The sequence below is a fragment of the Cupriavidus pauculus genome, assembly GCF_008693385.1.
GTDB lineage: Bacteria > Pseudomonadota > Gammaproteobacteria > Burkholderiales > Burkholderiaceae > Cupriavidus > Cupriavidus pauculus_D.
This window is the reverse complement of sequence record NZ_CP044065.1, coordinates 397,071-423,806: the sequence shown is the minus strand read 5'-3', so window position 1 is coordinate 423,806 and position 26,736 is coordinate 397,071. Positions and strand designations below refer to the sequence as shown.

Sequence of the window (26,736 nt, the reverse complement as noted above, 5' to 3'; positions counted from 1 at the left end):
CGCAGGTTCCGGCCCGTGGACAGCGTTTCGACGAAAACCTCGGTTGCCTTCAGGGAAAACCCGAGGGCCCGAGGCATGCCGCTCGTCGGTGACGGATCACCAGGCCGCGATGACCGATTCCTTGAACGTCGTCGTGATGTACTGCTTCACTTCCGGCGAGTGGTAGGCCTTGACCAGCTTGGCGACCCACGGCTTGTCCTTGTCCGCGGTGCGCACGGCCAGCAGGTTCGCGTACGGGCCCTTCGGACCTTCCGTGGCGATCGCGTCGCGCGTCGGCGAGAGGCCGGCCGATTCGGCGTAGTTGCCGTTGATCGCGGCGGCGTCGAGGTCATCCAGCGAACGCGGCAGCTGCGCGGCGTCCAGTTCGACGATCTTGATCTTGCGCGGGTTCTCGACGATATCGAGCGGCGTGGCCTTCAGGCCCGCGTCCGGACGCAGCTTGATCAGGCCCTTGGCCTGGAGCAGCAGCAGGCCGCGGCCGCCGTTGGTCGGGTCGTTGGGCACGCCGACGCGCGCGCCGTTCTTGAGCTGGTCGAGCGACTTGATCTTCTTGGAGTACACGCCCATCGGGAACGTCACCGTGAAGCCCACGTTGCTGAACTTGTAGCCGCGGTCCTTGATCTGCGCCTCGAGGTACGGCAGATGCTGGTAGCTGTTGGCATCGAGGTCGCCGGCCTGCAGCGCGGCGTTCGGCTGGATGTAGTCGCTGAACTCGACCACCTGGATATTGAGGCCGTCCTTGGCGGCGACCTTCTTCACCTGCTCCATGATCTGCGCGTGCGGACCGCCCGTCACGCCGACCTTGATCGGTTTCTCCTGCGCGTTCGCGCCCGTGGACAGCACCAGCGATGCCGCGCCCAGCGCGACGACGGTCTTCAGCATGTTGCGACGTTGCATGTCGATTTCTCTCTAGCTTGATGATGTGATGCGTTGATCAGCGATGACTGATGCGGCGAACCAGCCAGTCACCGAAACTCTGCACGGCCTGCACGAAAACGATCAGGATGATCACCACCGCGACCATCACCTCGGTGATATAGCGCTGGTAACCGTAGCGGATGCCGAGGTCGCCCAGACCGCCACCGCCGATCGCGCCGGCCATCGCCGAATAGCCGACGAGGCTCACGAACGTGATGGTCAGTCCCGCGACGATGCCGGGCATCGCCTCGGGCAGCAGCACCTTCCAGACGATCTGGCGCGTGGTCGCGCCCATGGCCTGCGCGGCCTCGACGAGGCCCTTGTCCACTTCGCGCAGCGCCGCTTCCACGAGGCGCGCGATAAACGGCACTGCGGCGATGGTCAGCGGCACGACCGCGGCCGTGGTCCCGATGGAGGAGCCCACGATAAAGCGCGTGAACGGAATGACGACCACCAGCAGGATGATGAACGGAATGGAGCGCACCGCGTTGACCACCACGCCGATGGTGCGGTTGAACAGCGGGTGCGACAGCACGCCGCCGCGGTTGGTCAGGTGCAGCAGCACGCCGAGCGGAACGCCGAACAACGCGCCGACCACGCCCGAGATGCCCACCATCAGCAGGGTCTCGCCGAACGATCCCAGAAACAGGTCCAGCAATTCTTCAGACCACATGATCGATCTCCTCCACCACCACGCCCTGCGTGCGCAGGTATTCCATGGCCGCCCGCACATCCTCGGGTTCGCCGGTCGCCATGATCGCGAGCGAGCCGAAGGCCTGGCCCTGGATCTCGTCGATATGGCCGTGCAGGATATTGAAGTCGAGCCCATGCTGGCGAATCGCCTGCGCGAGCACGGGCTGATCGACGTTCTCGCCCGTGAAGGCCAGGCGATAGACGTGGTCGCGCCCATTGCCGAGCCGCGACTCCACGCGCTTGAGCACGCTCTGGGGCAGCTCCTGCGCGATCACGTCGCCGATCATCGCGCGCGTGACCTCGTGCTGCGGCCGCAGGAATACGTCGATCACGCGGCCCGTCTCGACCACGCTGCCGGCCTCGAGCACGGCCACGCGATCGCAGACCTGCTTGATGACCTCCATCTGGTGCGTGATCATCACGATGGTCAGACCCAGCTCGCGATTGATCTTGCGCAGCAGTTCGAGAATCGAGCGCGTGGTTTCGGGGTCGAGCGCGGACGTGGCCTCGTCGGAGAGCAGCACCTTGGGCTTGCTGGCCAGCGCGCGCGCGATACCCACGCGCTGCTTCTGCCCGCCGCTGATCTGCGCGGGATACCGGTCGCGCAGCGCGGACAGGCCGACGAGCTCGAGCAGCGGCAGCACCGTCTCGGCGATCTCGCGCTTCGACTTGCCCGCCAGCTCCAGCGGCAGCGCCACGTTGTCGTAGACCGTGCGCGACGACAGCAGGTTGAAGTGCTGGAAGATCATGCCGATCTCGCGCCGGGCTTCGCGCAGTGCGGCCGTGTCCAGCGCGGTCAGGTCCTGGCCGCCGACGATCACGCGGCCCGCGGTCGGGCGGTTCAGCAGGTTGATGGCACGCACGAGCGTGCTCTTGCCCGCGCCGCTGCGGCCGATAATGCCGAAGATCTCGCCCGCGGCGATGCCGAGGCTGACATCCCGTAGCGCATGGACTTCACCGGACCCGCCGGGGAAGCGCTGCGAGAGTCCTTGCAGTTCGATCATGAGAAATGAAAACGGCAACAGGCGAGACGGGCTCGAGCGCTGTTGCCGCACTTGGATTTGGCGAAGCCCGCATTTTATGCGAACGCCTTCATACCTCAAACGAGATTTTTTCGATGCCCTTATGCATAGATGGCATATAAAACACCATAAAGTGCTTTATATGCATCTTTAGGTTTCCAGCAGGACCTTCAGATGGGCCAGCACGCTGCGGCCCAGCGCGCTGAGGTTGTAGCCGCCCTCCAGACAGCTGACGATCCGGCCGCGCGCATGGGTCCGCGCCACGGCGATCAGTTGCGCGGTGATCCATGCATAGTCCTGCTCCACGAGCCCCATCTGGCCGAGGTCGTCCTCGCGGTGCGCATCGAAGCCGGCGGAGATAAACAGCATCTCGGGCTTGAATTCGTCGAGCCGCGGCAGCCAGATCGTTTCCACCACCTCGCGCACGGCCATGCCGTTGCTATACGCGGGCAGCGGAATGTTCGACATGTTGGGCGCGACGTTGTCCGTGCCGCTGTACGGATAGAACGGATGCTGGAAGAAGCTGCACATCAGCACCTGCGGATCGTTGCGGAACGCGGCCTCGGTGCCGTTGCCGTGGTGGACGTCGAAGTCGATGACCGCGACGCGCTTCAGCCCATGGGCCGCCAGCGCATGGCGCGCGGCGATGGCCACGTTGTTGTAGAAGCAGAACCCCATCGCGCGGCCGGGCTCGGCGTGATGGCCCGGCGGGCGGACGCAGCAGAACGCGTTCTCGAGCTCGCCCGCGATCACCGCGTCGGTGGCCGCCACGGCCGCGCCGGCCGCATGGGTGGCGGCGGTCAGCGTATGGCGGTTCATCGCGGTATCGGGATCGATCTGGAAATACCCCTCGGCGGGGCTGATCGACGCCAGCCCGCTCACGTAGTCGGGCCGATGCACGCGCTCGATCTGCTCGCTGGTGGCCGCCGGCGCCTCGCGGTGGTCGAGCAGGCCGTCCACCGCGTGCGAGATCAGGTGGTCCTCGATCGCCTGCAGCCGCTCCGGGCATTCGGGATGGAAATGCCCCATCTCGTGCAACAGGAACGCCGGGTGAGTGTAATAGCCCGTTGGCATCGTGTTTGTGGGTTCAAGTTTGTCTCCGAACGTTACGTTAGCACAGGACGTCGGATGGGTCCGTTATACTCGTCCGCGACTGGCAAAGGACAACATGAACGAGAAACAGCGAACCCCGCGACGCCCGTCTCATCGACGTACCTCTCATCGACGGACGTTATTGGGCGCCGCGCTCGGTGCGGCCGCAATGGGCCTCTCCGGCCTCTCTCCTACCCTGCTGGCCGCCGGCAAGCGCCGCGTCAGCGTACGGGAAGAGGAGATCGATCCGGGCCGTTATCAGAATCATCCGCAGGCTCGGGCGTTTATCGACGATATGGTCGCGCGCAACGGCTTCGCGCGCGCGGACATCGAGGGCTGGTTTGCCCAGACCGCGTACTCCGCCACCGTGGCGCGGCTGATCATGCCGCCGACCACGCCCGGCAAGAAGAGCTGGCGCGCGTACCGTTCCCGCTTTATCGAACCCATCCGCATCAATGCCGGCGTCCGGTTCTGGCAGCAGAACCGCGAGACGCTGCGCCGTGCGGAAGCCGAGTTCGGCGTGCCCGCCTCCGTCATCGTCGGCATCATCGGCGTCGAGACGATCTACGGCCGCGACATGGGCTCGTTCCGCGTGATGGACTCGCTCTCGACGCTCGCGTTCGACTATCCCGACACGCCGAATCGCGACGCGCGCACGAAGCTGTTCCGCGACCAGCTGGCCGACTACCTGCTGTGGTGCCGCGACACGCGCACCGATGTGTTCTCGGTGACGGGCTCGTACGCGGGGGCCATCGGCATTCCGCAGTTCATGCCGACCAGCCTGCGCGAATACGCGATCGACTACGACAACGACGGGCATATCGACCTGCGCAACAGCCCGGTCGATGCGATCGGCAGCGTCGGGCGCTTCCTGCAGCTGCATGGATGGGAACAGGGCCGGCCCGTGGTCTGGCGCATCGCCGGCGACGACGGCAGCCGCGGCGTGGCGATTGCCGCCGCCGATGGCGAGCCGTGGCCCACGCGCACGCTGAATCAGCTCACGCGCGCGGGACTGCGGGTGGACGAGCCGATCGATACGGCGCGCGAAGGCGAGACCGGTGTGCTCGTGGTGGACCTGCCCACGCCGAACCAGCCCACCGAGTACATGATCGGCCTGCGCAATTTCTATGTGCTGACGCGGTACAACCGCAGCTTCTTCTATGCGCTGGCCGTCTACCAGCTGGGCGAAGCCGTCAAGGCCGCGATGGCCTGATCGGGCCGCCGATCAGGCTGGGAACACGCCCGTGGAAAGGTAACGGTCGCCGCGGTCGCACACGACGAACACGATCGTCGCGTTTTCCACTTCCTCGGCGACCCGCAGCGCCACGCATAGCGCGCCCGCGGCCGAGATGCCGCAGAAGATGCCTTCCTCGCGCGCCATGCGGCGGGCCATGTGCTCGGCATCGGCCTGGCTCACGGGTTCCGTGCGATCGACGAAGGTCGCGTCGTAGATCTTGGGCAGGTACGCTTCCGGCCACTTGCGAATGCCCGGAATGCGCGAGCCTTCGGCCGGCTGCGCGCCGACGATCTGGATCGCCGGATTCTTTTCCTTCAGGTAACGCGACACACCGGTGATGGTGCCGGTGGTGCCCATCGCCGACACGAAATGCGTGATGCGGCCTTCGGTATCGTTCCAGATCTCGGGACCGGTCGTCTCGTAATGCGCGAGCGGATTGTCGGGGTTCGCGAACTGGTCGAGGATCACGCCCTTGCCATCGCGCTCCATCGAGTCGGCGAGGTCGCGCGCGTATTCCATACCGCCCTTGACGGGGGTGAGGATGATTTCCGCGCCGTATGCGGCCATGCTCTGGCGGCGCTCGAGGCTCAGGTCCTCGGGCATGATCAGCACCATGCGGTAGCCGCGGATCGCGGCCGCCATGGCGAGCGCGATGCCCGTATTGCCCGACGTCGCCTCGATCAGCGTGTCGCCGGGCTTGATGCGGCCGCGCTCCTCGGCGCGGCGAATCATCGAGACCGCGGGACGATCCTTGACCGAGCCTGCGGGATTGTTCCCCTCCAGCTTGCCAAGGATCACATTGCCGCGCGCTTCGAGCGCGGCACCAGGAATGCGTTGCAGCCGGACCAGCGGCGTGTTGCCGATGGTGTCCTCAATCGTCTTGTAGGCCATGTGATGCGCTATTTGGGGGTTCGGCGGCCATTGTAATGCACCACAAACACCCCCGCAGCCAGCACGGATATGTGGCCCACAGCGCGACCTACAGCGCGGCGTCCTTCGCCGACTTGCCTTCGCCCAGCACGTGATACAGCAGGATGGCCCCGAACGTGGCCGTGCCGATGCCGCCGAGCGTCAGCCCGCCGAGCCGCAGCGTGAGGTCGCCGGCCGCCACGGTGAGCGTGGCGCCCACGGTGATCAGGTTGCGCGAGCTCGAGAAGTCCACGTTGTTCTGCACCCAGATGCGGCCCGCGGTGGCCGAAATCAGGCCGAACACGACGATCGTGAGCCCGCCGATGACCGCACCCGGAATCGTCAGGATCAGCGCGCCGAACTTCGGCGAGAAGCCGAGCAGGATCGCGACGATCGCGGCGACGATAAAGATCAGCGTCGAGTAGATGCGCGTCACCGCCATCACGCCCATGTTCTCGGCGTAGGTGGTCACGCCGGTACCGCCGCCGCTTGCGGACAGCATCGTCGCCACGCCGTCGCCGATGAACGCGCGGCCGATGTACGGGTCCAGATTGCGGCCCGTCATCACGCCGATGGCCTTGATATGGCCGAGGTTCTCGGCCACGAGCACGACCGCGACGGGCGCGATCAGCAGCATCGCGCCCGCATCGAACACGGGCGCCGTAAACGCCGGCATGCCGAACCACGCGGCCGATGCCACGCCCGAGAAGTCGATCGGCTTGCCCATGCCCATCAGGTTCGTCGCCACGAAGTAAGCGAGGTAGCCGGCTAGGCCGCCGAGCAGCACAGGCAGCCGGCCCGCCATGCCGGGCGCGCGCACCGCGACCAGGCCCACGGCCAGCACGGTCAGCAGGCCGATCCATGTGTCGAGCGGCGCGGCGCTGACGGCCTTGACCGCCACCGGCGCCAGATTCAGGCCGATGGCCGCGACGATCGCGCCCGTCACCACCGGCGGCATCAGGCGCTCGACCCAGCCATAGCCCACGGCCTGCACGATCAGGCCGATGACCGTATATAACGCCCCGGCCGCGATGATGCCGCCGAGCGCGAGCGGGATATTCGCGTTGGGACCGCTGCCGCCGTAGCCCGTGGCCGCGATGACCACCGCGATGAATGCGAAGCTCGAGCCCAGGTAGCTGGGCACGCGGCCGCGCACGCAGAGAAAGAAGATCAGGGTGCCGATGCCCGAGAACAGGATGGCGATATTGGGCGCGAAGCCCATCAGGATCGGCGCGATCGCGGTGGAACCGAACATCGCCACCACGTGCTGGATACCGGCCAGGATGGTCTGCCCCGCGGGCAGGCGCTCATCGGGCGCGATCACGCCTTCTGTCTTGAGCCGCCATGTCGGCAGGAACCCGCCGTCGTCTGCACGCTCGCCATTGCTCATGTTTTTCTCCCTGTCTTCGCTGGCTATGGTTATGGCGCTGTCGGGCGCGGAGGATCGCCCCGGCCGTCAGCGCCCGCATGATACCGCGCGTCCGGACATCGGCACATCAGCGCTTGCCGGCGGCCGAGGTCCCGCCCCTCCCGTCGCTCCTCCCTTCGCTCCTTGCCGCACCCTTCCCCGGTGGCGCCGCGCCGGTCTTGCCGAAGGTCAGTCCCGCGGCCTGCAGGTTCGCCGCGGACTTCGGCCCCACACCGGCCACGCGGTCCACGAGGTCGTCGGCATCGCGAAAGGCCCCGCCCTGCGCGCGCGCCTCGACGATGCGCCGCGCCATGGCCGGGCCAATGCCGCGCACATCGGTCAGCGCGGCCTCGGTGGCCGTATTCACGTCCACGCCCGCGAATGCCGGCACGGCGGGCCCAGCGCACGACAGCACCATGGCCGCCGCCAGCCGGCACAACTGCCGCGTTGCCAGCTGTTTTGCCAGCTGTTTTGCCAGCTGTTTTGCCAGCGTCAGCCTCTTGCTCATATCGAACATCGGAACGTTCTCCTTGCATTGGATTGAACGAGGGCGCACGACAGCATAGGTCCATGCTGCGCGATCGGACGCGTCCGACACAAACTGCCACGCAGGCGATGTGGATAGGTGTCTGCCCGAGACTGGTGCGCGCTGCACTGCGCGCGCGTCGCATGCGTGCAGAACATGGTGCAAAACGCGGGCGACCGCGTGGCACGCTTGTTGCGACCCCTGCCATTCAAGTGACTTGAATGCCTTGAATGTCCCTGTACTTCAGCGCAAGTCGCTTGAGTCCATTCTCGATCAAGGGGAGCAGCGTGCGAAAGATTCAATACGGAGTTGCGGCGGCGATGCTGGGTACGTCGGTGGCACTGGCCATCGCGTCGATGCCGGTGTCGGCCAAGGAAGTCGTCAAGATCGCGTTCGTCGGGCCGCTCACGGGCGGCGTGTCGTCGATCGGCCTGGGAGGCCGCAACTCGGCGGACCTCGCGGTGAAGCTGCGCAATGCCGATCCACAGACCAAATACACCTACGAACTCGTGACGCAGGACGACGAGTGCAAGCCCAACGTCGGCGTGCAGGTGGCCACCAAGATCAGCGCGGACCGCGGCATCGTGGCCGGCGTCACGCATTTCTGCTCCGCGGTGGCGATGGGCACGGTGGGCGTCTACAACCGCTTCGGCCTGCCCGTGGTGGTCTGGGGCGCGGTGCTGCCAGACATCACGTACGGCAACAACTTCAAGGAGATCCATCGTGTCAACGGCACGATGATCAACCAGAGCGAAGTGGCCGCCAAGTTCATGACGGGCCTCGGCTACAAGAAGTGGGCGATCATTCATGACACCACCGATTACGGCAAGGGCCACAACAAGTACTTCAGCGAATTCCTGAAGCGCGACGGCGGCACCGTCGTCGGCACGTTCGGCGTGACCGCCGACCAGCAGGACTTCACGAGCGAGCTGACCAAGATCCGCGAGCTCAAGCCCGACGTCGTCTACTTCGGCGGCCTGACGCCGCTCGGCGTGCGCATCCGCACGCAGATGGAGAAGCTCGGCATCAAGGCGCAGTTCGAAGGCACCTCCGGCATCAAGTCCGATGCGTATATTGAAGGCACGGGCAAGCAGCTGTCCGAAGGCTCGCTCGCATTCATCGAAGGCGCCCCGTGGGAGAAGCTGCCCGGCGGCCTGTTCTTCACGGGCAAGTACCAGCAGCAGAAGTACGGCGAGCCGCCCGAGGCCTATGGCGTGTTCGCGTTCGCCGCGACGAACCTGATCATCGATGCCATCGAGAAGGTCGGCCCGGACCGCAAGAAGGTGCGTGACGTGCTCAACGGCACGCGCGACGCGGACACGGTCATCGGCAAGGTCACGTTCGACGACCATCGCCAGAACGTGGTGCCGCTGGTCACCAAGTATGTCGTCGAGGACGGCAAGTGGGTGATCTGGGAAGACAGCAGCTACGGCAAAGGCAAGAAGAAGCTCGCCGGCCTGTAAATCGATCCACCGGGCGGCCTTGCGCCGCCCCACCCCACCGGAATTCCGATGAGCCTGATTGCCCAATACGTGTTCAACGGCCTGATGCTCGGCATGATCTACGCAATGGTCGCCGTTGGCTTCACGCTGTTCTTCGGCGTGCTCGACGTCATCAAGTTTTCGCACGGCGACACGCTGATGGTCGGCGCGTTCGCGGGCCTGGCCGCATCGGCCGGCATGGTGATGCTGCACATCGATGCGCCATGGCTGCAGTTGCTGGCCGTGGTCGTCTGCGCGGTCTGCGTGACCGGTCTGCTCGGCGCCGTGATCGCGCGCTTCCTGATCCTGCCGCTGCGCAAGGCGCCGCCGCTCAATACGCTGCTGGCCACGCTGATGCTGGGCACCGTGCTGCGCGAATGCGTGCGGCTGTTCTATCCCGACGGCTCGAACCCCAAGCCGTTTCCGCCGCTGCTGCCCACCGCGTCGATCGACCTCGGCGGCTTTGCACTGCGCGCGGACAACGTGATCCTGCTGGGCACGGGCATCGCCATCATCGCGGGCGTGCATCTGCTCATCACGCGCACGCGCTTCGGCATGGCCATTCGCGCGGTGGCGCAGGATGGCGAGACCGCGACGCTCATGGGCATCAACTTCGAGGCCGTGGTGCTGCTGACCTTCGCGCTGGGCTCGTCGATGGCCGCGCTGGCCGGCGTCATGAACGGGCTCTATTACAACGAGATCAACTTCAACGTCGGGCTGCTGCTCGGCGTCATCGGCTTCGCCGCGGCCATCCTCGGCGGCCTCGGCAATATCTACGGCGCCATCATCGGCGGCTTCCTGTTCGCGGCGCTGCAGGTCTTCGGCAGCGCGCTGCTGCCCGCGCTCGTCCCCGACATCCCGAGCGCGTACAAGGACGTGTTCGCGTTTGCCGCGGTCATTCTGCTGATGGCGTGGAAGCCCACCGGGCTGATCGCCGAAAAATCCAGTGAACGGGTCTGACATCATGCGGACATCCCTGCGTTCCCCCAAGACCGTGCTCGCGCTGGCAAGCGTCGTGCTCACGGTGTACCTGTGGTCGTTCCTGCATGCCGAATCGCAGCTCGCGGTCGGCGTGCTGCTGGCAGTGGCCGTGGTGGCCACGCTGGCCGGCCGCCGCGTCGGCGCCATCGCCGCCATCGAGCAGGCCGGCGCCCGGCATCCGGGCCTGGCCGCGCTGTGGGCGCTCGGCGGCGCGCTTGCGCTGATCGCCGCGTTCTTCGATACGCACTTCGCGCTGCTGATGGTCTGCACGGTGCTGCTCTACACCACCGCGTGCCTGGGCCTCACGCTGCAGTTCGGCTTCTCCGGCGTGGCCAACTTCGCCGGCGCCGCGTTCTTCGGTATCGGCAGCTACGCCACCGCCGTGCTCGCCACGCATACTGGCCTGCCGCAGCTGCTGATCATCGTGATCTCGGGCCTGCTCGCGGCGCTCGTGGGCTCGCTGCTGATCACGCCCGTGCTGCGCACGCGCGGCCATTACGCCGCACTGGTCACCATCGCGTTCGGTATCCTGTTCCGCACGTTCATCGAGGTGAACGACGTGCTCGGCGGTCCGCAGGGCATGCAGGTGCCTGGCATGACGACGTTCGGCTATGCGTGGAACGACGGCTTCACGCTGTTCGGCGTGGAAGCCTCGTTCTACGTGAGCTACGCGCTGCTGAGCCTCGGCATCTGCGCGGGCGTGTTCGCGCTCGTGAAGTCGCTCGAGCGGTCGTGGGTCGGCCTGGCCATGGATGTCGTGCGCACGGACGAGACCGCGGCCGCGACCTTCGGCCTGCATATCGCGCGCTGGAAGGTCGTGGCCTTCATGCTCGGCAACTTCTTCGCCGGCGTGGCGGGCAGCGTGTACGGCATGGTCACAGGCTTCGTCGCACCGAACAACTTTACGTTCGCGGATTCGCTGCTGATGCTGTCGATCGTGATTCTCGGCGGGCTCGGCAATGCGGTGGGCCTCATCCCCGCCGCGATCATCGTGCTCGTCCTGCCCGAAAAGCTGCAGTTCATCCAGGAGTACCGCTTCCTGTTCTACGCGGCGCTCGTGATCGTCATCTTGCTGTTCCGCCCCGACGGGCTGCTGCCGCGGCGCACGCGGCTGTTCTTCGGCGCGCGCGCGCCGCGAGGAGAATCGCAATGACCCAGACCCTGGCGGAAGTCCGCGACCTCACCATGCGCTTCGGCGGCCTGACCGCGCTCGATGGCCTGAACATGTCCATCCGCACGGGCGAGGTGCTCGGCCTGCTCGGCCCCAACGGCTCCGGCAAGACCACGTTCTTCAATGTCCTGACCGGGCTCTACAAGGCCACCAGCGGCACCATTGCCTATGACGGCAGCAATATCATCGGCAGGACGCCGCAGGAGGTCTACCGCGCCGGGGTCGCGCGCACGTTCCAGCGTTCGCGCCTGTCGCTGCCGCTGACCGTGTTCGACAATATCGTCATCGGCGACTACCAGCGCATGGATCACGGGCTCGTGTTCAATCTGCTGCGCCGCAAGGCGTTCCGCGCGCAGTACGACATGTACGTGGAGAAGGTGCTCGGGCTGTTGCGCATCTTCAGCCCGCCGCTGGCCGAGCGGCTGTTCGAACCGGTGGAAACGTTCAGCATGATCGACCGCCGCCGCATCGAGGTCTGCCGCGCGCTGATCAGCCAGCCGCGCCTGCTGCTGCTCGACGAGCCGTCCGCCGGCATGACGCACGACGAGACGCATGCGCTCATGCGCGACATCCTCGATGTGCGCGCGAAGCTCGGCAACCTGACCGTCGTGCTGATCGAACACGAGATGAACGTGATCGAACGCATCACCGACCGCTGCGTGGTGCTCAACTACGGCCGCAAGATTGCCGAAGGGACCTACGCGGAAATCACGGCGGACCCGGCCGTGCAGACCGCCTACCTCGGGGAGGATGCCGCATGAACACGCTCAGCGTCCGTGGACTGACCACGGGATACGACAAGGTCAACGTGCTGCACGATGTGTCGATCGACGTGCCCGATGGGAAGATCACCTGCATCCTCGGCGCCAACGGCGCGGGCAAGAGCACGCTCATTCGCGCGATTCTCGGCCTGACGCCGCCGCGCGCGGGCCAGGTCATGTGGGACGGGCAGGATCTGGCCGGCCGCCGCACGCACGACATCATCGCGCGCGGCATCTCCTGCATTCCCGAAGGCCGCAAGGTGTTCCCGCGCATGACCGTGGCCGAGAATCTCGCGCTCGGGGCATTCCTGGAGAAGGATGCTCCGCGCGTGCGGGAACGGCTCGAGCAGGTGTACGAGATCTTTCCGCGGCTGCGCGAGCGCGCGAAGCAGCTCGCGGGTACCATGTCCGGCGGGGAGCAGGCGATGGTATCGATCGGCCGCGGCCTGATGGCGCAGCCGCGGCTGCTGGTGATCGACGAGCCTTCGCTCGGCCTCTCGCCGCTGTACGTGAAGGAAAACTTCAAGGTGATCGAGCGCATCAACCAGCTCGGCATCACGGTGCTGCTCGTGGAGCAGAATGCGCGCCAGACGCTTGCGATCTCGCACTACGGTTACGTGCTGTCGCAGGGCCGCGTGGTCGCGCACGATACCTGCGACGCGCTCTCGCGCAACGATGAAGTGCGCGCCGCTTATTTTGGCTGAACCGGATTTGGCTGAACCGGCTTTGACGGAACGTAGACGAGGAACGCCATGGATGATCTGCTGACCCTGCCCGCCCGCATGCTTGCCATCCGCCTCGCGCGGCGCGAACTGCGCGCCGAGGACGTGGTGCGCGCGCACCTGGACCGCATCGCGGCGCGCGAACCCGATGTGCGTGCCTGGACCGCGATCGATGCCGACAGCGCGCTCGCGGCCGCGCGCCGGCTCGATGCGGGTCCCGTGACGGGCGCGCTGCACGGGCTGCCCGTCGGCGTGAAGGACCTGATGGACACGGCCGATCTGCCGACCGCCTATGGCTCGCCGATCTACGCCGGCCATCGGCCGCAATACGACGCGGCCGTCGTGGCCGCCACGCGCGAGGCGGGCGCGGTGATCCTCGGCAAGACCGTGACCACCGAGTTCGCAACCTATCAGCCCGGGCCCACGCGCAATCCGCGTGCCCCCGCCGATGCCCCGCATACGCCCGGCGGCTCGTCGAGCGGATCCGCCGCGGCCGTTGCCGCCGGCATGGTGCCGCTGGCCTTCGGCACCCAGACCGCCGGGTCGATCATCCGCCCGGCCGCGTTCTGCGGCGTGGTCGGGTACAAACCCACGCACGGCACGCTGCCGCTCGCGGGCATCAAGCCGCTGGCGCCGAGCCTCGATACCGTCGGCGTGCTCGCGCGCGGCGTGGACGATGCCGCGTTCTTTATCGGTACGCTCGCGCGGCTGCCGCTGACGCCTCAGGCACCGCGGTCGCTCCGTGTGGGGCTGTTCCGCACGCCACACTGGGATCGCGTCGATGCCAGCGGCCGCGGCGCGTTCGAGACCGCCGCGCGCGCGTTCGAACGCACGGGCGCGACGGTCGCCGATCTGACGATTCCGGCCTTCACCGCCGACCTGACGCAGGCGCAGATCGACATCATGGCGATCGAGGCGGCCGCCGCCTTTGCGCCCGAGGCGCGCGCGCACGCGGACGGCTTCAGCACGGGATTTGCGTCGCTGCTCGCCAGCGGCAACGCGCTCGAGGGCACGCGCCATGCCGCCGCGCGCGCGCATGCGGCCGAGGTGCGGCGCGCGCTGGCCGAAACGTTCGCGCAGGTCGATGTGATCGTCGCCCCGAGCGCGCCCGGTGAAGCGCCTGCCGGGCTCGAGGCCACCGGCGATCCGCTGTTCAATCGCATGTGGACCTTGCTCGGCGTGCCGTGCGTGCACGTGCCGACGGGCGTCGGCGCCACGGGCATGCCGGTCGGCGTCACGGTCATCGCGCCAGCCCATGGCGATGCCGCCGCGCTATCCGCCGCGTACGCGCTGGAGCGCGCGCTCGCGCACGACCTTTGATGCCATCCCCGACACGACCACGCCTCACCGTCACCCACGGAGTCCCGGCTTGAATTCCCCCCGCATTCCCGCTTCCTCCGCCAGCACCGGCGCCTCGTCCGATCTCGCCGCCGCGCGCGCGCAGGACCACGTCGATGACGCCCGCCTGCAGCGCGCCATCGCCGACCTCGCCGCCTTCGGGGCGCGCGACGACGGCGGCGTATCGCGCCAGACGCTGACGCCCATCGACCTCGCCGCGCGCCGCCACCTGATCGATCGTGCGCGCGCGCTCGGCTGCGAAGTCGGCATCGACGCGTGCGCGAACCTGTTCTTCCGCCGGCCCGGTCTCGACGACACGCTGCCGCCGGTCCTCACCGGCAGCCATGCCGATACCCAGCCCGTGGGCGGCAAGCTCGACGGCGCATATGGCGTGATCGCGGGACTCGAGGTGATTGCCGCGCTCAACGATGCGGGCATCCGCACGCCGCGTGCGATCGAGGTCGTGGCGTGGACCAACGAGGAAGGCAGCCGCTTCGGTCCGGGCTGCATGGGGTCGAGCGCGTTCGTCGATCCGGCCCGGCTCGACGGCTTCCGTGCATCGGCCGATGGCGACGGCGTGCGCTTTGGCGACGCACTCGATGCCGCGCTTGCCGAGGTGCCGGACGTACCGGTGCTGCCGATGGCGCGTCCGATGGCGTCCTGCGTCGAACTGCATATCGAACAGGGCCCCGTGCTCGAGCGCGCGAACGTGCCGCTCGGCGTCGTCACCGGCATCCAGAGCGTACGCTGGTATCGCGTGACCTGCATGGGCCAGATGGCGCATGCGGGCACCACGCCGATGGACGAGCGCGCCGACGCCATGGCCCGCGCGGTCTCGCTCGCGCATCGGCTCTATGCCCATGCCGCGGCCGAGGCCGCCACGCAGTTGCGCCTGACGCTGGGCCGCTGGCTGGTGGCACCGAATTCCGTCAACACGATTCCCGGGAGCGTCACTTTCACGGTCGATGCGCGCTGCGTCGATGAAGCCGTGCTCGATCGCTTCGAGCAGGCATTGCACGCGGCCATCGCCGAGGTCCGCACACCGCGCCAGGACATCACGATCGAAGGGTTCTTCCGGCAGGCGCCGACGCATTTCCCGGCCGCGATGCAGACGCTCGTCGAGGCCGCCTGCACGCGCGCGCTGGCGCAAGGGGGACATGGCGCGCCGGTGCGGCTGACGTCGGGGGCGTTCCACGACGCGATGTACCTCGCGGGGCATTGCCCCACCGCGATGATCTTCGTGCCGAGCCGCAATGGCATCAGCCACAACGCGGCGGAGTTCACCGACGCGCCGTCGCTGCTGCTCGGCGCGCAGGCACTTGCCTATACCGTGACGGCGCTTGCCTATGCCGACCGTTAAGCCCTCGCCGACATCCGCGGCCAAATCCGCGGCCAAATCCACGGCGAAATCCACGGCGAAATCCACGGCCGGATCCGCACCGGCACGCAAGCCCGCCGCAAGGAAGTCGCGGGCGCCGACAGCGGGGCCCGCACCGAGCCCGACCGCGACGCTCGGCCTGCGACTCAAGCACGCGCGCCTCGTGGCCGGCCTCACGCTGCTGCAGGTCGCGCGCAAGGCCGACTGTTCGGAGAGCCTGCTCTCGAAACTCGAACGCGGACTGGCCACGCCATCGCTCGCGATGCTGCACCGGCTCGCGGTCGCGCTCGATACCAATATCGCCGCGCTCACGAGCGAGGAGGCCCCGCTCGACAGCCCGATCCGCCGCGCCGGCGAGCGGCACGTGATCCGGGCGGGCGGCATCGCGCTGGAGCGGCTCGTGCTGCCGCAGCGCGGCGGCCTGCTACAGGCGAATATCCATATCGTGTCGCCCGGCGAGGCGAGCGACGGGCAGATCGTGCATGCGGGGGAAGAAGTCGGCTACGTGCTGGAGGGCACGCTCGAGCTGATGCTCGGCGACGAGACGTACGTGATTCAGGCGGGGGACGCGTTCCACTTCCCGAGCCACGTCGCGCATGGGTATCGCAACGTGGGCACGGGTATCGCGCGCGTCCTGTGGGTCAATTCACCGGCAACGTTCTGAATCAGGCCGCGCGTTCGAGCAGCCACTTGCAGTAACGCGCCACGCCTTCCTGCACCGTGAGGAACGGCGCCTCGTAGCCGGCCGCGCGCAGGCGCGACACATCGGACTGCGTAAAGCACTGGTACTTGCCGCGCAGCGCGTCGGGGAACTTGATGTATTCCACCAGCCCTTCCTGCACCATGTCGTCGAGCGACAGGGGCGGCTTGTCGTCGGCTTCGCGCAGCGTGTTGACCACGGTCTGCGCAATATCGTTGAACGGCTGCGCGCGGCCCGTGCCGAGGTTGAAGATGCCCGACTTGCCCGGATGGTCCAGGAAGAACAGGTTGACCTTCACCACGTCCTCGACGGACACGAAGTCGCGGCTGTGCATGCCGGGGCCGTAGCCGCCGTACTCGCCGAACAGCTTGACCGTGCCTTCCGCGCGAAACTGGTTGAAGTTGTGGAACGCCACGGACGCCATGCGGCCCTTGTGCGCCTCGCGCGGACCGTAGACGTTGAAGTAGCGGAAACCCACCACCTGCGACATGCCCGTCGCGCGCGCCGACGCCAGCCGCCGGCGCACCACCTGATCGAACAGGAACTTCGAGTAACCGTACACGTTGAGCGGACGCTCGAACTCGCGCTCCTCGCGGAACGTGGTCGAGGCACCGTACGTGGCCGCCGACGACGCGTACAGGAACTGCGTGGCCTGCTCGAGGCAGCTCTCCATCAGCGCCAGCGTGTAGCGGTAGTTGTTCTCCATCATGTAGCGGCCGTCGGTCTCCATCGTGTCGGAGCACGCGCCCTCGTGGAACACCGCGCGGACCTTGCCGAAATCGCCGCGCGCGAAGCGCGCGAGGAATTCCTGCTTGTCCACGTAGTCCGCAATCTCGCAGTCCACGAGGTTGTTGAACTTCTCGGCGCGCGTGAGGTTGTCCACGGCGATGATGTCGGACTCGCCGCGGTCATTGAGACCCTTGACGAGGTTGCTGCCGATCAGGCCGGCGGCACCGGTGACGATGATGGTCATGATGAATGCTTGAGTGAACCGAACAGCCTTGTTTAACCGAACAGCCCTTTAACCGAACAGCTCGGGATAGGTGACAACGGCGGTGCCGAGCTTGCCGACGACGATACCGCCCGCGCGGTTGGCATGCTGCACGGCTTCCTTGAGCGGCACGCCCGCGCCGAGCATCGTGGCCAGCGTGGCGATCACGGTATCGCCCGCACCCGATACATCATAGACCTCGCGCGCCTGCGCCGACACGTGCAGCACTTCGGCCTCCGTGTACAGCGTCATGCCTTCTTCCGAGCGCGTAAGCAGCAGCGCTTCCAGCTGCAGCGCGCGCCGCAGGTTCTGCGCGCGAATGGTCAGGTCCGCTTCGGTCTTCCACGCGCCCACCACCGCGCGCATCTCGGCGCGGTTCGGGGTAATCAGCGTGGCGCCGCGATAGCGCGAGTAGTCGTCGCCCTTGGGGTCGATCAGCACGGTACGGCCCGCGGCCCGGCCCGCCTCGACCATACGGCCGACGTGCGTCAGGCCGCCCTTGCCGTAGTCGGACAGCACGAGTACCTGATAGTCGCCGACGAGCGCCTGAAAGCGATCCTGTACCGAAGCGAGCACCTCGGTCGCCGGCGCGTTCTCGAAATCCACGCGCAGCAGCTGCTGCTGATGCGCGACCACGCGCAGCTTGATCGTGGTGTTGAGCGTCGGGTCGCGATGCAGGTAAGGCTGCACGTGGCTTTCCGCGAGCAGCGTCTCGAGCGTATGGCCGGGCTCGTCGTCGCCGATCACGCCCAGCATGCCCACCTGTGCACCGAGCGCCGCCGCGTTGCGCGCCACGTTGGCCGCGCCGCCCAGGCGCTCCTCGCTGCGCTTGATCTGCACCACGGGCACCGGCGCTTCCGGCGAGATGCGGTCCACGCTGCCGAACCAGTAGCGGTCCAGCATCATGTCGCCGACCACCAGGACCTGTGCCTGCTGAATCTGTTCCTGCGGGATTTGGATTCTGCTCATGCGATGTCCGCGTATCAGCGCGTCAGGGTCGGACGCCCGATCGCGTGGTATTCGATGCCGGCCTGGACCATGGCATCGGGTTCATAGAGATTGCGGCCATCGAAGATGACCGGCTCCTTGAGCTGGCTCCGGATCTGCGCGAAGTCGGGGCTGCGGAATACCTTCCACTCGGTAACGATCACGAGCGCGTCGGCACCGTCGAGCGCATCCATCTGCTGCTGGCAGAAGTGTACGCGCGCCATGCCACCGGCGATGTCGGCCAGATCCGTTTCCAGCACGCGCCGCGCCTCTTCCATCGAGACGGGATCGTGCACGCGCAGCGACGCGCCGCGCGACACCAGCTCGCGCGCGAGCACGCGCGACGGCGCTTCCCGCATGTCGTCGGTGTTCGGCTTGAACGCCAGGCCCCACACCGCGAACGTGCGGCCGCTCAGGTCCTCGCCGAAGCGCGCCACGACCTTCGCGCCGAGCACCTGCTTCTGGCTGTCGTTGACGGCCTCCACGGCTTCCAGCACGCGCATCGGCTTGCCGTACGACGACGCCGTGCGCATCAGCGCCTGCACGTCCTTGGGGAAGCACGAACCGCCATAGCCGGCGCCCGCGTACAGGAAGCTGTAGCCGATACGGGGATCGGAACCGATGCCGAGCCGCACGAGCTCGATATCGGCGCCGACCTCGTCGGCCAGGTTGGCCAGCTCGTTCATGAACGAGATACGCGTGGCCAGCATCGAGTTGGCCGCGTACTTGGTGAACTCGGCCGAGCGCACGTCCATGTAGAACGTCCGCTCGTGATTGCGGTTGAACGGCGAGTACAGCTGGCGCATGATCGCCTGCGCATGGCGGCCCGCGGCATTCGCGTCGCAGCCCAGCACGATGCGGTCCGGCCGCATGAAGTCTTCCACCGCCGCGCCTTCCTTGAGGAACTCGGGGTTCGACACGACCGAGAACTGCAGGTCCTCGAGGCCGCGCGCGGCCAGTTCCTCGCGAATGACCGCGGCAACGCGGTCGCCGGTACCCACGGGCACGGTCGACTTGTCCACCACGACCTTGAAGCCGGTCATATGGCGGCCGATATTGCGCGCGGCGGCCAGCACGTACTGGAGGTCGGCCGAGCCGTCCTCGTCGGGCGGCGTGCCCACGGCGATGAACTGCACGTCGGCATGCTCGACGCTCGCGGCCACGTCGGTGGAGAACGTCAGGCGTCCCGCCGCGCGGTTGCGTTCGATCAGTTCCTTGAGGCCCGGCTCGTAGATCGGCACGCCGCCCGCATTGAGCAGCGCGATCTTGCGTTCGTCGACGTCGAGGCAGAACACCGAGTTGCCGAGTTCGGCCAGACAGGCGCCAGTGACCAGGCCGACATAGCCGCTACCAATAATTGTGACTTTCATAGCAGAATTTCCAGAAGCAATGGGCTAGTGTGCGTATAACGCTCAGCCGAGGGCTTCGGTACGACGCGGTGCATAAGTTTCCCAACGGTTACAGCCCGGGCACTGCCAGTAGAACAGCCGCGCGCGGAACCCGCACTCGCGGCAGGTATAGCGCGCGAGGTTGCGCGTGCGCGCCTGCAGCAGGTCGCGAATCGCGGCGGTCTCCTGCGAGGTCTCCTGCGAAGCTTCCGGCGATTGTCCCTCCGGCGCGGTCGCGCTGGCCCGCTCGGCCTGCGCCTCGAAATACTTGGTCAGCGCCAGCAGCGTCGGCTGACGGCGCAACTGCTCGCGCATCAGCGTCGCGGCCGCGACCGGACCGTTCACTTCCAGTTCGGTGCGATACGCGGTGTCGAGCAGTTCCGCGGCAAGGTTGCCCTTGAGCAGCTCGCGCAGCCACGCCAGCGCCTGACCCTGCTCGCCGAGCGTCGCATAGGCCTTGACCACGCGGTCCGCCACCAGCGGCAGGAACGAAGCGTCCTGCTGCTCGATACCGAGCCAGTGCGACAGCGCGCCACGCGCATCGCCGGCCGCCATCGCCACGTCGCCGAGCAGGATCGGCGCGCGCACGTTGGCGGGATTCTCCTGCGTCGCCTTGCGCAGCCATTCGACGGCGTCTTCCGGACGCTTGCGCTGCAGCGCATCCTGCGCGAGTTCGCAGCAGAACTGCGCAATCTGCACGCGATAGTCCTTCTGCTCGAGCGTCTGCAGTTCGCGCGCGGCCTCGATGGCCTTCTGCCACTCCTTCTCGACCTCGTACAGTTCCAGCAGCACCCGCTTGGCGGACGCCGCATACGGTCCCGACATCAGCCGGCGCAGCGACTCCTCGGCGCGATCGAGCAACCCCGCGCGCAGGAAGTCCTGACCCAGTTCATAGAGTGCGTGCTCACGTTCGGGTTCCGGCAAATCGGGACGCGTCGCCAGGTTCTGATGCACGCGGATCGCGCGTTCGGTCTCGCCACGGCGGCGGAACAGCGCGCCGAGCGCGAAATGCAGCTCGGTGGTTTCCGGATCGAGACGTGCCACCTCGATAAAGGCGTCGATCGCCTTGTCCGGCTGCTCGTTGAGCAGGAAATTGAGGCCCTTGAAATAGGAGCGCGGCAGCGCGCCCTGCTCGCTCAGCAGCTGGCGCAGGTCGAAGCGCGCGGCCATCCATCCCAGGCCGAAGACGAACGGCAGCGCGAGCAGCCACCAGGTTTCAAACATCATCGGTCAGACTCTCGGGCCGCTCGGGCCAATAACGTTGTAAGGAGATACCTGCGCCTCAGGCGGCGGATTGCCGCCCGGGCCGGGTGTGCCGGCGGGCGCCTTCGCGCGCGCGTCGTTGAGCGCGCGGCGCAGCCTCGCCACTTCCATGCGCTGGCGCATCAGCCCCGGCGCAACCGCCGCGAGGCCCGCGACGATGCCAAGGCCGAACGCGGCCAGCAGGATCAGGATCAGCGGCGCATGCCATACCGCCCCGAAGAACAGCTGGAGCGTGGCGTCATCGGTATTGCGCAGCGCGAGCACGAACAGGAGGGCGAACAGGACGATACGGATGATCCAGGCGACTAGTCTCATGCAGTGGCAGCTAGCGGTTGGCGGTGCGGTTGGCGAACCCCGGCATTGTAGCGGAATCACTTCTGGCAAACGGTAACCAGTCGCTTCACGCCCGATAAGTGCGGGCGCAGGCGCGGCACCAATGAAAAAGCGCCCCCGGAGGAGCGCTTTCCAAAGACATCCAGCATTGCAGACGCGTGTCAGGACCGCACGAGGTTCAACTGGCTGTCCTCGTCGAGCGTACCCGACGCGGCAGCCGGGCCATGCGCCGCGGCGGACTTGTCCGAAGACAATCCCACCGCGCCAATGACCTTGCCGTTGACCATGCCACCCTGCGGCGGCATCGGGCGATCCACGCGTTCCCGTAACTCCTTGCCCGCCTTGAAGTGCGGCACCCGTTTTTCAGGCACCAGCACCCGTTCGCCGGACTTGGGGTTACGGCCCACACGCGGCGGCCGCCGGTTCAGACCAAAGCTGCCGAAGCCGCGAATCTCGATGCGATGGCCATCGGCCAACGCCTCGGACATCGCGTCGAGGATCGTTTTCACCGAGATGTCCGCATCCCGCAGCAGCAACTGCGGGAAGCGGGCAGCCAGTTTTTCGACGAGCTCGGACTTGGTCATGGCGGTTCCGCGCGGGGTTCGGACCTGCGGTGATTACTGGTTGTCCTGGCCGAGCTTGGCCTTCAGCAGTGCGCCGAGGTTGGTCGTGCCAGCCGTGCCGGTGTCGGCCTGGAACTTCTGCATCGCTTCCTGCTGCTCTGCGCTGTCCTTGGCCTTGATCGACAGGTTGATGTTGCGGGCCTTGCGGTCCACGTTCACAACCAGAGCGGTGATCTGCTCGCCTTCCTTCAGCACGTTGCGGGCGTCTTCCACGCGGTCTGCGGAGATTTCCGAAGCGCGCAGGTAACCTTCCACGTCGTCAGCCAGCTGCACCACGGCGCCCTTGGCGTCCACGGTCTTGATCGTGCCTTGCACGAGCGAGCCCTTGTCGTTGGCCGAGATGAAGTTGTTGAACGGGTCGCCCGACAGTTGCTTGATGCCCAGCGAGATGCGTTCCTTGTCGACGTCGATGCCCAGTACAACGGCTTCCACTTCGTCGCCCTTCTTGTACTTGCGAACGGCTTCTTCGCCGGCTTCCTGCCACGACAGGTCGGACAGGTGCACCAGGCCGTCGATGCCGCCAGGCAGACCGATGAACACGCCGAAGTCGGTGATCGACTTGATCTGGCCCGTCAGCTTGTCGCCCTTCTTGTGGTTGCGGCTGAAATCGTCCCACGGATTCGCCTTGCACTGCTTCATGCCCAGGCTGATACGACGCTTGTCTTCGTCGATATCCAGAACCATGACTTCGACTTCGTCGCCCAGCTGGACAACCTTCGACGGGGCCACGTTCTTGTTGGTCCAGTCCATTTCCGACACGTGGACCAGGCCTTCGATACCGGCTTCGATCTCGACGAACGCGCCGTAGTCGGTCAGGTTGGTCACCTTGCCGAACAGGCGGGTGCCTTGCGGGTAACGACGCGAGATGCCCACCCACGGATCTTCGCCCAGCTGCTTCACGCCCAGCGAAACGCGGTTCTTCTCTTGGTCGAACTTGAGGATCTTGGCGGTGATTTCCTGACCAACCGACAGCACTTCGCTCGGGTGGCGGACACGGCGCCATGCCAGGTCGGTGATGTGCAGCAGGCCGTCGATACCGCCGAGGTCCACGAACGCGCCGTAGTCGGTGATGTTCTTGACGATACCGTTGACGATCGCGCCTTCCTTCAGCGTTTCCATCAGCTTCTGACGCTCTTCGCCCAGCGTGGCTTCCACCACGGCGCGACGCGACAGCACGACGTTGTTACGCTTGCGGTCGAGCTTGATGACCTTGAATTCGAGGGTCTTGCCTTCGTACGGCGTGGTGTCCTTGATCGGACGCACGTCCACGAGCGAGCCCGGCAGGAACGCGCGGATGCCATTGACCATCACGGTCAGGCCGCCCTTGACCTTGCCGGTCACGGTACCCGAGATGATTTCGCCGTCTTCCAGCGCCTTCTCGAGGTTGAGCCACGACGCCAGGCGCTTGGCCTTGTCGCGGGACAGAATGGTGTCGCCATAGCCGTTCTCGAGCGCATCGATGGCCACGGAGACATAGTCGCCGGCCTGCACTTCGAGTTCGCCCTGGTCGTTCAGGAACTCCTCCACCGGCACAAACGCCTCGGACTTGAGGCCGGCGTTCACGACCACGAAATTGTGGTCGATACGCACGACTTCGGCGGAGATCACTTCGCCAGCCTTCATGTTGGAGCGGGCGATCGATTCCTCGAACAGTGCGGCAAAGGATTCGTTGGATTGCAGGTCGGACATAAACGTAGGGTTATCAATCCGCGGTACACGGGCCGGCGCGAGGATCGCGCGCAGTCTGCCAAGTGCAGCGGGGTCAGGTGAGCCAACATCCGCAGGCAGGCCATATCAAAGACCATACGAACCTGCATGCGGACACCATGGTGCCTACAGCTTGATCATCGCAAAGCGTTGAACCACTGCAGCACCTGCGCGACCGATTGTTCCACCGTCATATCGGAGGTATCGAGCAGTCGCGCATCCTCCGCGGGACGCAGCGGGGCGGCGGCACGGGAACGGTCCCGCGCGTCGCGCGCCTCGAGGTCACGCAAAAGGTCTTCGATATTAGCAGAAATTCCCTTATCAATCAATTGTTTATAGCGCCTCCGGGCGCGCGCCTCGACACTTGCGGTCAGGAACACCTTGAGGCGGGCATCCGGAAAGATCACGGTGCCCATGTCGCGGCCGTCGGCCACGAGGCCCGGAAGTTTGCGAAAGTCGCGCTGCAACTGGGTCAGCGCGTCGCGGACGGGCTGGTAGACGGCAATCGCGGAGGCGCGGTTGCCGATCGCCTCGGCGCGAATCGCATGGCTCACTTCCTCGCCGGACAGCCAGACCCGGTCCGGGCCGAACTTCACATCGAGGCGCATGGCCATTTTTGCAAGGGCGTCCACGTCGTCCTGCGCCACGCCGGCGCGGTCGCTCGCGAGCGCCACCAGGCGATACAGGGCGCCGCTGTCGAGCAGATGGAAGCCCACGGCGTCGGCGACGCGATGCGCCACGGTGCCTTTGCCGGATGCAGTTGGTCCGTCTATCGTTATGACGTCGATGATAGTCATTAGTTATTCATGGCTTGGACGAGGCGTCTCCTTTCAAGCGCCTCTGTCTCAATGTATGCCTACCGTGCCACGTCGGCAAAGACGGAGAAATACTCGGGGAACGTTTTTGCCACACAGCCCGGATCGTTGATCCGGACCGGCAGCGGGCCAAAGGCGGCCAGCGAGAAGCACATCGCCATGCGATGGTCGTCGTAGGTGCCGATGCCGTCGGCCGGCGTACGCCAGTCCGCAGCGGATGCCGGCGGCGTCACACGCAGGTAGTCGGCACCCTCTTCCACTTCGGCGCCGAGCTTGCGCAGCTCGGTGGCCATCGCGGTAATACGGTCGGTTTCCTTCACGCGCCAGCTCGCGATATTGGTCAGCGTGGTCGTGCCCTCGGCGAACAGCGCCGCTACCGCGAGCGTCATCGCGGCATCCGGAATGTGGTTGCAATCGAGCTCGATGCCGTTGAGGCGGCCATCGTCGCGCTCGGTCCCGCGTACCTCGATCCAGTTGTCGCCGGCCATCACATTGGCGCCCATGCGGTTCAGCGCATCGGCAAAGCGCACGTCGCCCTGAATGCTGGAAATGCCCACGCCTTCCACGCGCAGGGGACCGCCGCCGATCGCGCCGGCGGCCAGGAAGTACGACGCGGTGGACGCATCGCCCTCCACGTAGATCTCGCCGGGCGAGCGGTACCGCGCGCCCGCGGGCAGCACGAAGCGCTCCCAGCCCTGACGCTCGACGTCGATGCCGAAGCGCGCGAGCAGGTTCAGCGTGATCTCGATATACGGCTTGGAGATCAATTCGCCCACGACCTCGATCTCGATACGGCCGGCCGGCGCCGAGGCCATCGGCAGCGTCATCAGCAGCGCGGTCAGGAACTGGCTCGACACGTCGCCGCGCACGCGGATCGGCGCATCGATACGCAGCGAGGCCTGACCGATCGCCAGCGGCGGGTAGCCCTCGGTACCGAGGTAGTCCACGCTGGCGCCGATCTGGCGCAGCCCATCGACGAGATCGCCGATCGGCCGCTCGTGCATGCGCGGCACGCCGCTCAGCCTGTACTCGCCGCCCTGCAGCGCGAGCGCCGCGGTCAGCGGACGGATCGCGGTCCCCGCGTTGCCCATGAACAGGTCGGCCGACTTGTTCGGAAAGTCGCCCCCCACGCCGGTCACGATGCAGTCGCCGCCCTCGCGGCGCCACGTCACGCCCAGCACGCGCAGCGCGTCGAGCATGACGCGCGTGTCGTCGGAGTCCAGCAGGTCGCGCACGCGCGTCTCGCCCGTGGCGAGCGCGGCCAGCAGCAGCACGCGGTTAGAGATGCTTTTCGAACCCGGCAGGCGGACCGTGCCGGCGGCACGGATCAGGGGACCAAGCGTGAGGTGTTCCATGATGGGCGACTCAGGTAAGACTCAGATAAGACTCAGGGTTCGACATTGCGGGCCGCATTGCGCGCGGCGCCCCATTTGAGGCGTGCTTCGCTGGCGCGCGCGAACACGCGTTCGAGCGCCGCGCCGTCGCCTTCGCGAATCTGCTTGCGCAGGTGTCCGAGCACGGCCTCGTACGTATCGAGTTCGCGCAGCAGCGCGTCCTTGTTCGCGATGCAGATATCGCGCCACATCTCGGGGGACGACCCCGCGATCCGCGTGAAGTCGCGAAAACCGCCGCCCGCGAAGTCGAGCTTCATCGATGCATCTTCGGCATTGGCGATCTGGGCCACGAGCGCGAACGCGAGCAGGTGCGGCAAATGGCTGACCGCCGCGAACACGGCGTCGTGCTGGACCGCGGAAATGACATGGCATTCGGCGCCCGTCGATTCCCACATCGCGCGCACCGCGGCCACGTCCGCGCGGCTGTTCTCCTGCAGCGGACAGAGCATGACCTTCTTGTCCAGATACAGGTCGTTGAGCGCCGCTTCCACGCCGCTGAGCTCGCGGCCCGCGATCGGATGCGCGGGCACGAACTGCGCGACCTTGTCGCCGAGCGCGGTCTTGGCCGCCATGATCACGTCGGACTTCGTGCTGCCCGCATCGGTCACGATGGTGCCGGGCTCCAGATGCGGCTCGAGCGCGTGCAGCAGCGCGAAATTCTGTGCGACGGGCGCGCACAGCACGATCACGCTCGCGCCGCGCGCGGCCGCTTCGATGGACGGGGCAATCTCGTCGATCACGCCCAGCGACTTCGCGCGTTCGAGCGATGCGGCCGAACGTCCGACACCGACGACGGTACCGACCACGCCGGCCCGCTTGAGCGACAGGGCCAGCGAGCCGCCGATCAGGCCGACGCCGACGATGACCACCCGGGAAAAATGCAATGCGTTCACTGGGT

26 protein-coding genes are annotated in these 26,736 nt (G+C 66.6%); 9 read left to right on the top strand and 17 right to left on the bottom strand.

Annotation, left to right across the window (positions count from 1 at the left end; all coding sequences use genetic code 11):
• Window positions 1–96: 96 nt before the first annotated feature.
• From FOB72_RS01970 to FOB72_RS01955, 4 genes are all read right to left on the bottom strand, one after another.
• Entirely contained in the window at window positions 97–897 is an 801-nt protein-coding gene (locus FOB72_RS01970) for a MetQ/NlpA family ABC transporter substrate-binding protein (RefSeq protein WP_150370995.1), read from the bottom strand.
• A gap of 37 nt (window positions 898–934) precedes the next feature.
• On the bottom strand, window positions 935–1,591 hold the full coding sequence (locus FOB72_RS01965) for a methionine ABC transporter permease (RefSeq protein ID WP_109580407.1): 657 nt from the start codon (window positions 1,589–1,591) through the stop codon (window positions 935–937).
• Entirely contained in the window at window positions 1,581–2,615 is a 1,035-nt protein-coding gene (locus FOB72_RS01960; RefSeq protein ID WP_150370994.1) for a methionine ABC transporter ATP-binding protein, read from the bottom strand. Before FOB72_RS01960 ends, FOB72_RS01965 begins: the two co-directional genes overlap by 11 nt.
• Before the next feature lie 168 nt (window positions 2,616–2,783).
• Complete coding sequence (locus FOB72_RS01955; protein WP_150370993.1) at window positions 2,784–3,707, bottom strand: histone deacetylase family protein; 924 nt, start codon at window positions 3,705–3,707, stop codon at window positions 2,784–2,786.
• A gap of 94 nt (window positions 3,708–3,801) precedes the next feature.
• Between FOB72_RS01955 and mltB the strand changes: the two genes are divergently transcribed.
• The gene (gene mltB, locus FOB72_RS01950) at window positions 3,802–4,938 is read left to right on the top strand and encodes a lytic murein transglycosylase B (protein ID WP_150370992.1); all 1,137 of its coding nucleotides are present in this window, start codon (window positions 3,802–3,804) and stop codon (window positions 4,936–4,938) included.
• Between the two features lie 12 nt (window positions 4,939–4,950).
• Here mltB and cysM read toward each other — a convergent pair whose 3' ends face one another.
• From cysM to FOB72_RS01935, 3 genes are all read right to left on the bottom strand, one after another.
• Entirely contained in the window at window positions 4,951–5,853 is a 903-nt protein-coding gene (gene cysM, locus FOB72_RS01945) for a cysteine synthase CysM (protein WP_150370991.1), read from the bottom strand.
• An 88-nt stretch (window positions 5,854–5,941) separates the two neighbouring features.
• On the bottom strand, window positions 5,942–7,261 hold the full coding sequence (locus tag FOB72_RS01940; protein WP_150370990.1) for a solute carrier family 23 protein: 1,320 nt from the start codon (window positions 7,259–7,261) through the stop codon (window positions 5,942–5,944).
• Window positions 7,262–7,367: 106 nt separating this feature from the next.
• Window positions 7,368–7,787, bottom strand: coding sequence for a ComEA family DNA-binding protein (locus FOB72_RS01935; protein ID WP_191002173.1), 420 nt, complete (start codon window positions 7,785–7,787; stop codon window positions 7,368–7,370).
• 338 nt (window positions 7,788–8,125) lie between these two features.
• Here FOB72_RS01935 and FOB72_RS01930 point away from each other — a divergent pair, with 338 nt between their 5' ends.
• From FOB72_RS01930 to FOB72_RS01895, 8 genes are read left to right on the top strand one after another with little or no spacing between them, the layout of a single operon-like run.
• Entirely contained in the window at window positions 8,126–9,268 is a 1,143-nt protein-coding gene (locus tag FOB72_RS01930; protein WP_191002223.1) for a branched-chain amino acid ABC transporter substrate-binding protein, read from the top strand.
• 48 nt (window positions 9,269–9,316) lie between these two features.
• Window positions 9,317–10,246, top strand: a complete 930-nt coding sequence (locus FOB72_RS01925; protein WP_150370988.1) for a branched-chain amino acid ABC transporter permease — start codon at window positions 9,317–9,319, stop codon at window positions 10,244–10,246.
• Between the two features lie 4 nt (window positions 10,247–10,250).
• Window positions 10,251–11,420, top strand: a complete 1,170-nt coding sequence (locus FOB72_RS01920; protein ID WP_150370987.1) for a branched-chain amino acid ABC transporter permease — start codon at window positions 10,251–10,253, stop codon at window positions 11,418–11,420.
• Window positions 11,417–12,199, top strand: coding sequence for an ABC transporter ATP-binding protein (locus FOB72_RS01915; protein ID WP_150370986.1), 783 nt, complete (start codon window positions 11,417–11,419; stop codon window positions 12,197–12,199). The genes FOB72_RS01920 and FOB72_RS01915 overlap by 4 nt, the downstream gene beginning before the upstream one ends.
• Window positions 12,196–12,903, top strand: a complete 708-nt coding sequence (locus FOB72_RS01910; RefSeq protein WP_150370985.1) for an ABC transporter ATP-binding protein — start codon at window positions 12,196–12,198, stop codon at window positions 12,901–12,903. The genes FOB72_RS01915 and FOB72_RS01910 overlap by 4 nt, the downstream gene beginning before the upstream one ends.
• A gap of 48 nt (window positions 12,904–12,951) precedes the next feature.
• Window positions 12,952–14,241, top strand: a complete 1,290-nt coding sequence (locus FOB72_RS01905; RefSeq protein ID WP_150370984.1) for an amidase — start codon at window positions 12,952–12,954, stop codon at window positions 14,239–14,241.
• Window positions 14,242–14,290: 49 nt separating this feature from the next.
• Window positions 14,291–15,619: a M20 family metallo-hydrolase gene (locus FOB72_RS01900; protein ID WP_223851388.1), complete on the top strand. Its 1,329-nt coding sequence runs from the start codon at window positions 14,291–14,293 to the stop codon at window positions 15,617–15,619.
• Complete coding sequence (locus tag FOB72_RS01895; protein ID WP_150370983.1) at window positions 15,606–16,301, top strand: helix-turn-helix domain-containing protein; 696 nt, start codon at window positions 15,606–15,608, stop codon at window positions 16,299–16,301. The genes FOB72_RS01900 and FOB72_RS01895 overlap by 14 nt, the downstream gene beginning before the upstream one ends.
• Before the next feature lies 1 nt (window position 16,302).
• Here the strand turns inward: FOB72_RS01895 and rfaD are convergent, their stop codons facing one another.
• The 10 genes from rfaD to FOB72_RS01845 form a co-directional block, all read right to left on the bottom strand.
• The gene (gene rfaD, locus FOB72_RS01890; RefSeq protein ID WP_150370982.1) at window positions 16,303–17,310 is read right to left on the bottom strand and encodes an ADP-glyceromanno-heptose 6-epimerase; all 1,008 of its coding nucleotides are present in this window, start codon (window positions 17,308–17,310) and stop codon (window positions 16,303–16,305) included.
• Window positions 17,311–17,358: 48 nt separating this feature from the next.
• The gene (gene rfaE1, locus FOB72_RS01885; RefSeq protein ID WP_150370981.1) at window positions 17,359–18,297 is read right to left on the bottom strand and encodes a D-glycero-beta-D-manno-heptose-7-phosphate kinase; all 939 of its coding nucleotides are present in this window, start codon (window positions 18,295–18,297) and stop codon (window positions 17,359–17,361) included.
• Window positions 18,298–18,311: 14 nt separating this feature from the next.
• On the bottom strand, window positions 18,312–19,685 hold the full coding sequence (locus tag FOB72_RS01880) for a UDP-glucose dehydrogenase family protein (protein ID WP_150370980.1): 1,374 nt from the start codon (window positions 19,683–19,685) through the stop codon (window positions 18,312–18,314).
• Window positions 19,686–19,727: 42 nt separating this feature from the next.
• Window positions 19,728–20,930, bottom strand: coding sequence for a lipopolysaccharide assembly protein LapB (gene lapB / locus FOB72_RS01875; protein WP_150370979.1), 1,203 nt, complete (start codon window positions 20,928–20,930; stop codon window positions 19,728–19,730).
• A gap of 3 nt (window positions 20,931–20,933) precedes the next feature.
• Complete coding sequence (locus FOB72_RS01870; protein ID WP_150370978.1) at window positions 20,934–21,281, bottom strand: lipopolysaccharide assembly LapA domain-containing protein; 348 nt, start codon at window positions 21,279–21,281, stop codon at window positions 20,934–20,936.
• A gap of 179 nt (window positions 21,282–21,460) precedes the next feature.
• Window positions 21,461–21,883 carry an integration host factor subunit beta gene (locus FOB72_RS01865; RefSeq protein WP_150370977.1) on the bottom strand — a complete coding sequence of 141 codons (423 nt, stop codon included), beginning with the start codon at window positions 21,881–21,883 and terminating at the stop codon, window positions 21,461–21,463.
• A 33-nt stretch (window positions 21,884–21,916) separates the two neighbouring features.
• Complete coding sequence (rpsA, locus tag FOB72_RS01860; RefSeq protein ID WP_150370976.1) at window positions 21,917–23,611, bottom strand: 30S ribosomal protein S1; 1,695 nt, start codon at window positions 23,609–23,611, stop codon at window positions 21,917–21,919.
• Between the two features lie 155 nt (window positions 23,612–23,766).
• The gene (gene cmk / locus FOB72_RS01855) at window positions 23,767–24,426 is read right to left on the bottom strand and encodes a (d)CMP kinase (RefSeq protein ID WP_150370975.1); all 660 of its coding nucleotides are present in this window, start codon (window positions 24,424–24,426) and stop codon (window positions 23,767–23,769) included.
• Window positions 24,427–24,485: 59 nt separating this feature from the next.
• Window positions 24,486–25,799, bottom strand: a complete 1,314-nt coding sequence (gene aroA, locus FOB72_RS01850; protein WP_150370974.1) for a 3-phosphoshikimate 1-carboxyvinyltransferase — start codon at window positions 25,797–25,799, stop codon at window positions 24,486–24,488.
• Between the two features lie 32 nt (window positions 25,800–25,831).
• Window positions 25,832–26,731, bottom strand: a complete 900-nt coding sequence (locus FOB72_RS01845; protein WP_150370973.1) for a prephenate dehydrogenase — start codon at window positions 26,729–26,731, stop codon at window positions 25,832–25,834.
• Between the last annotated feature and the right edge of the window lie 5 nt (window positions 26,732–26,736).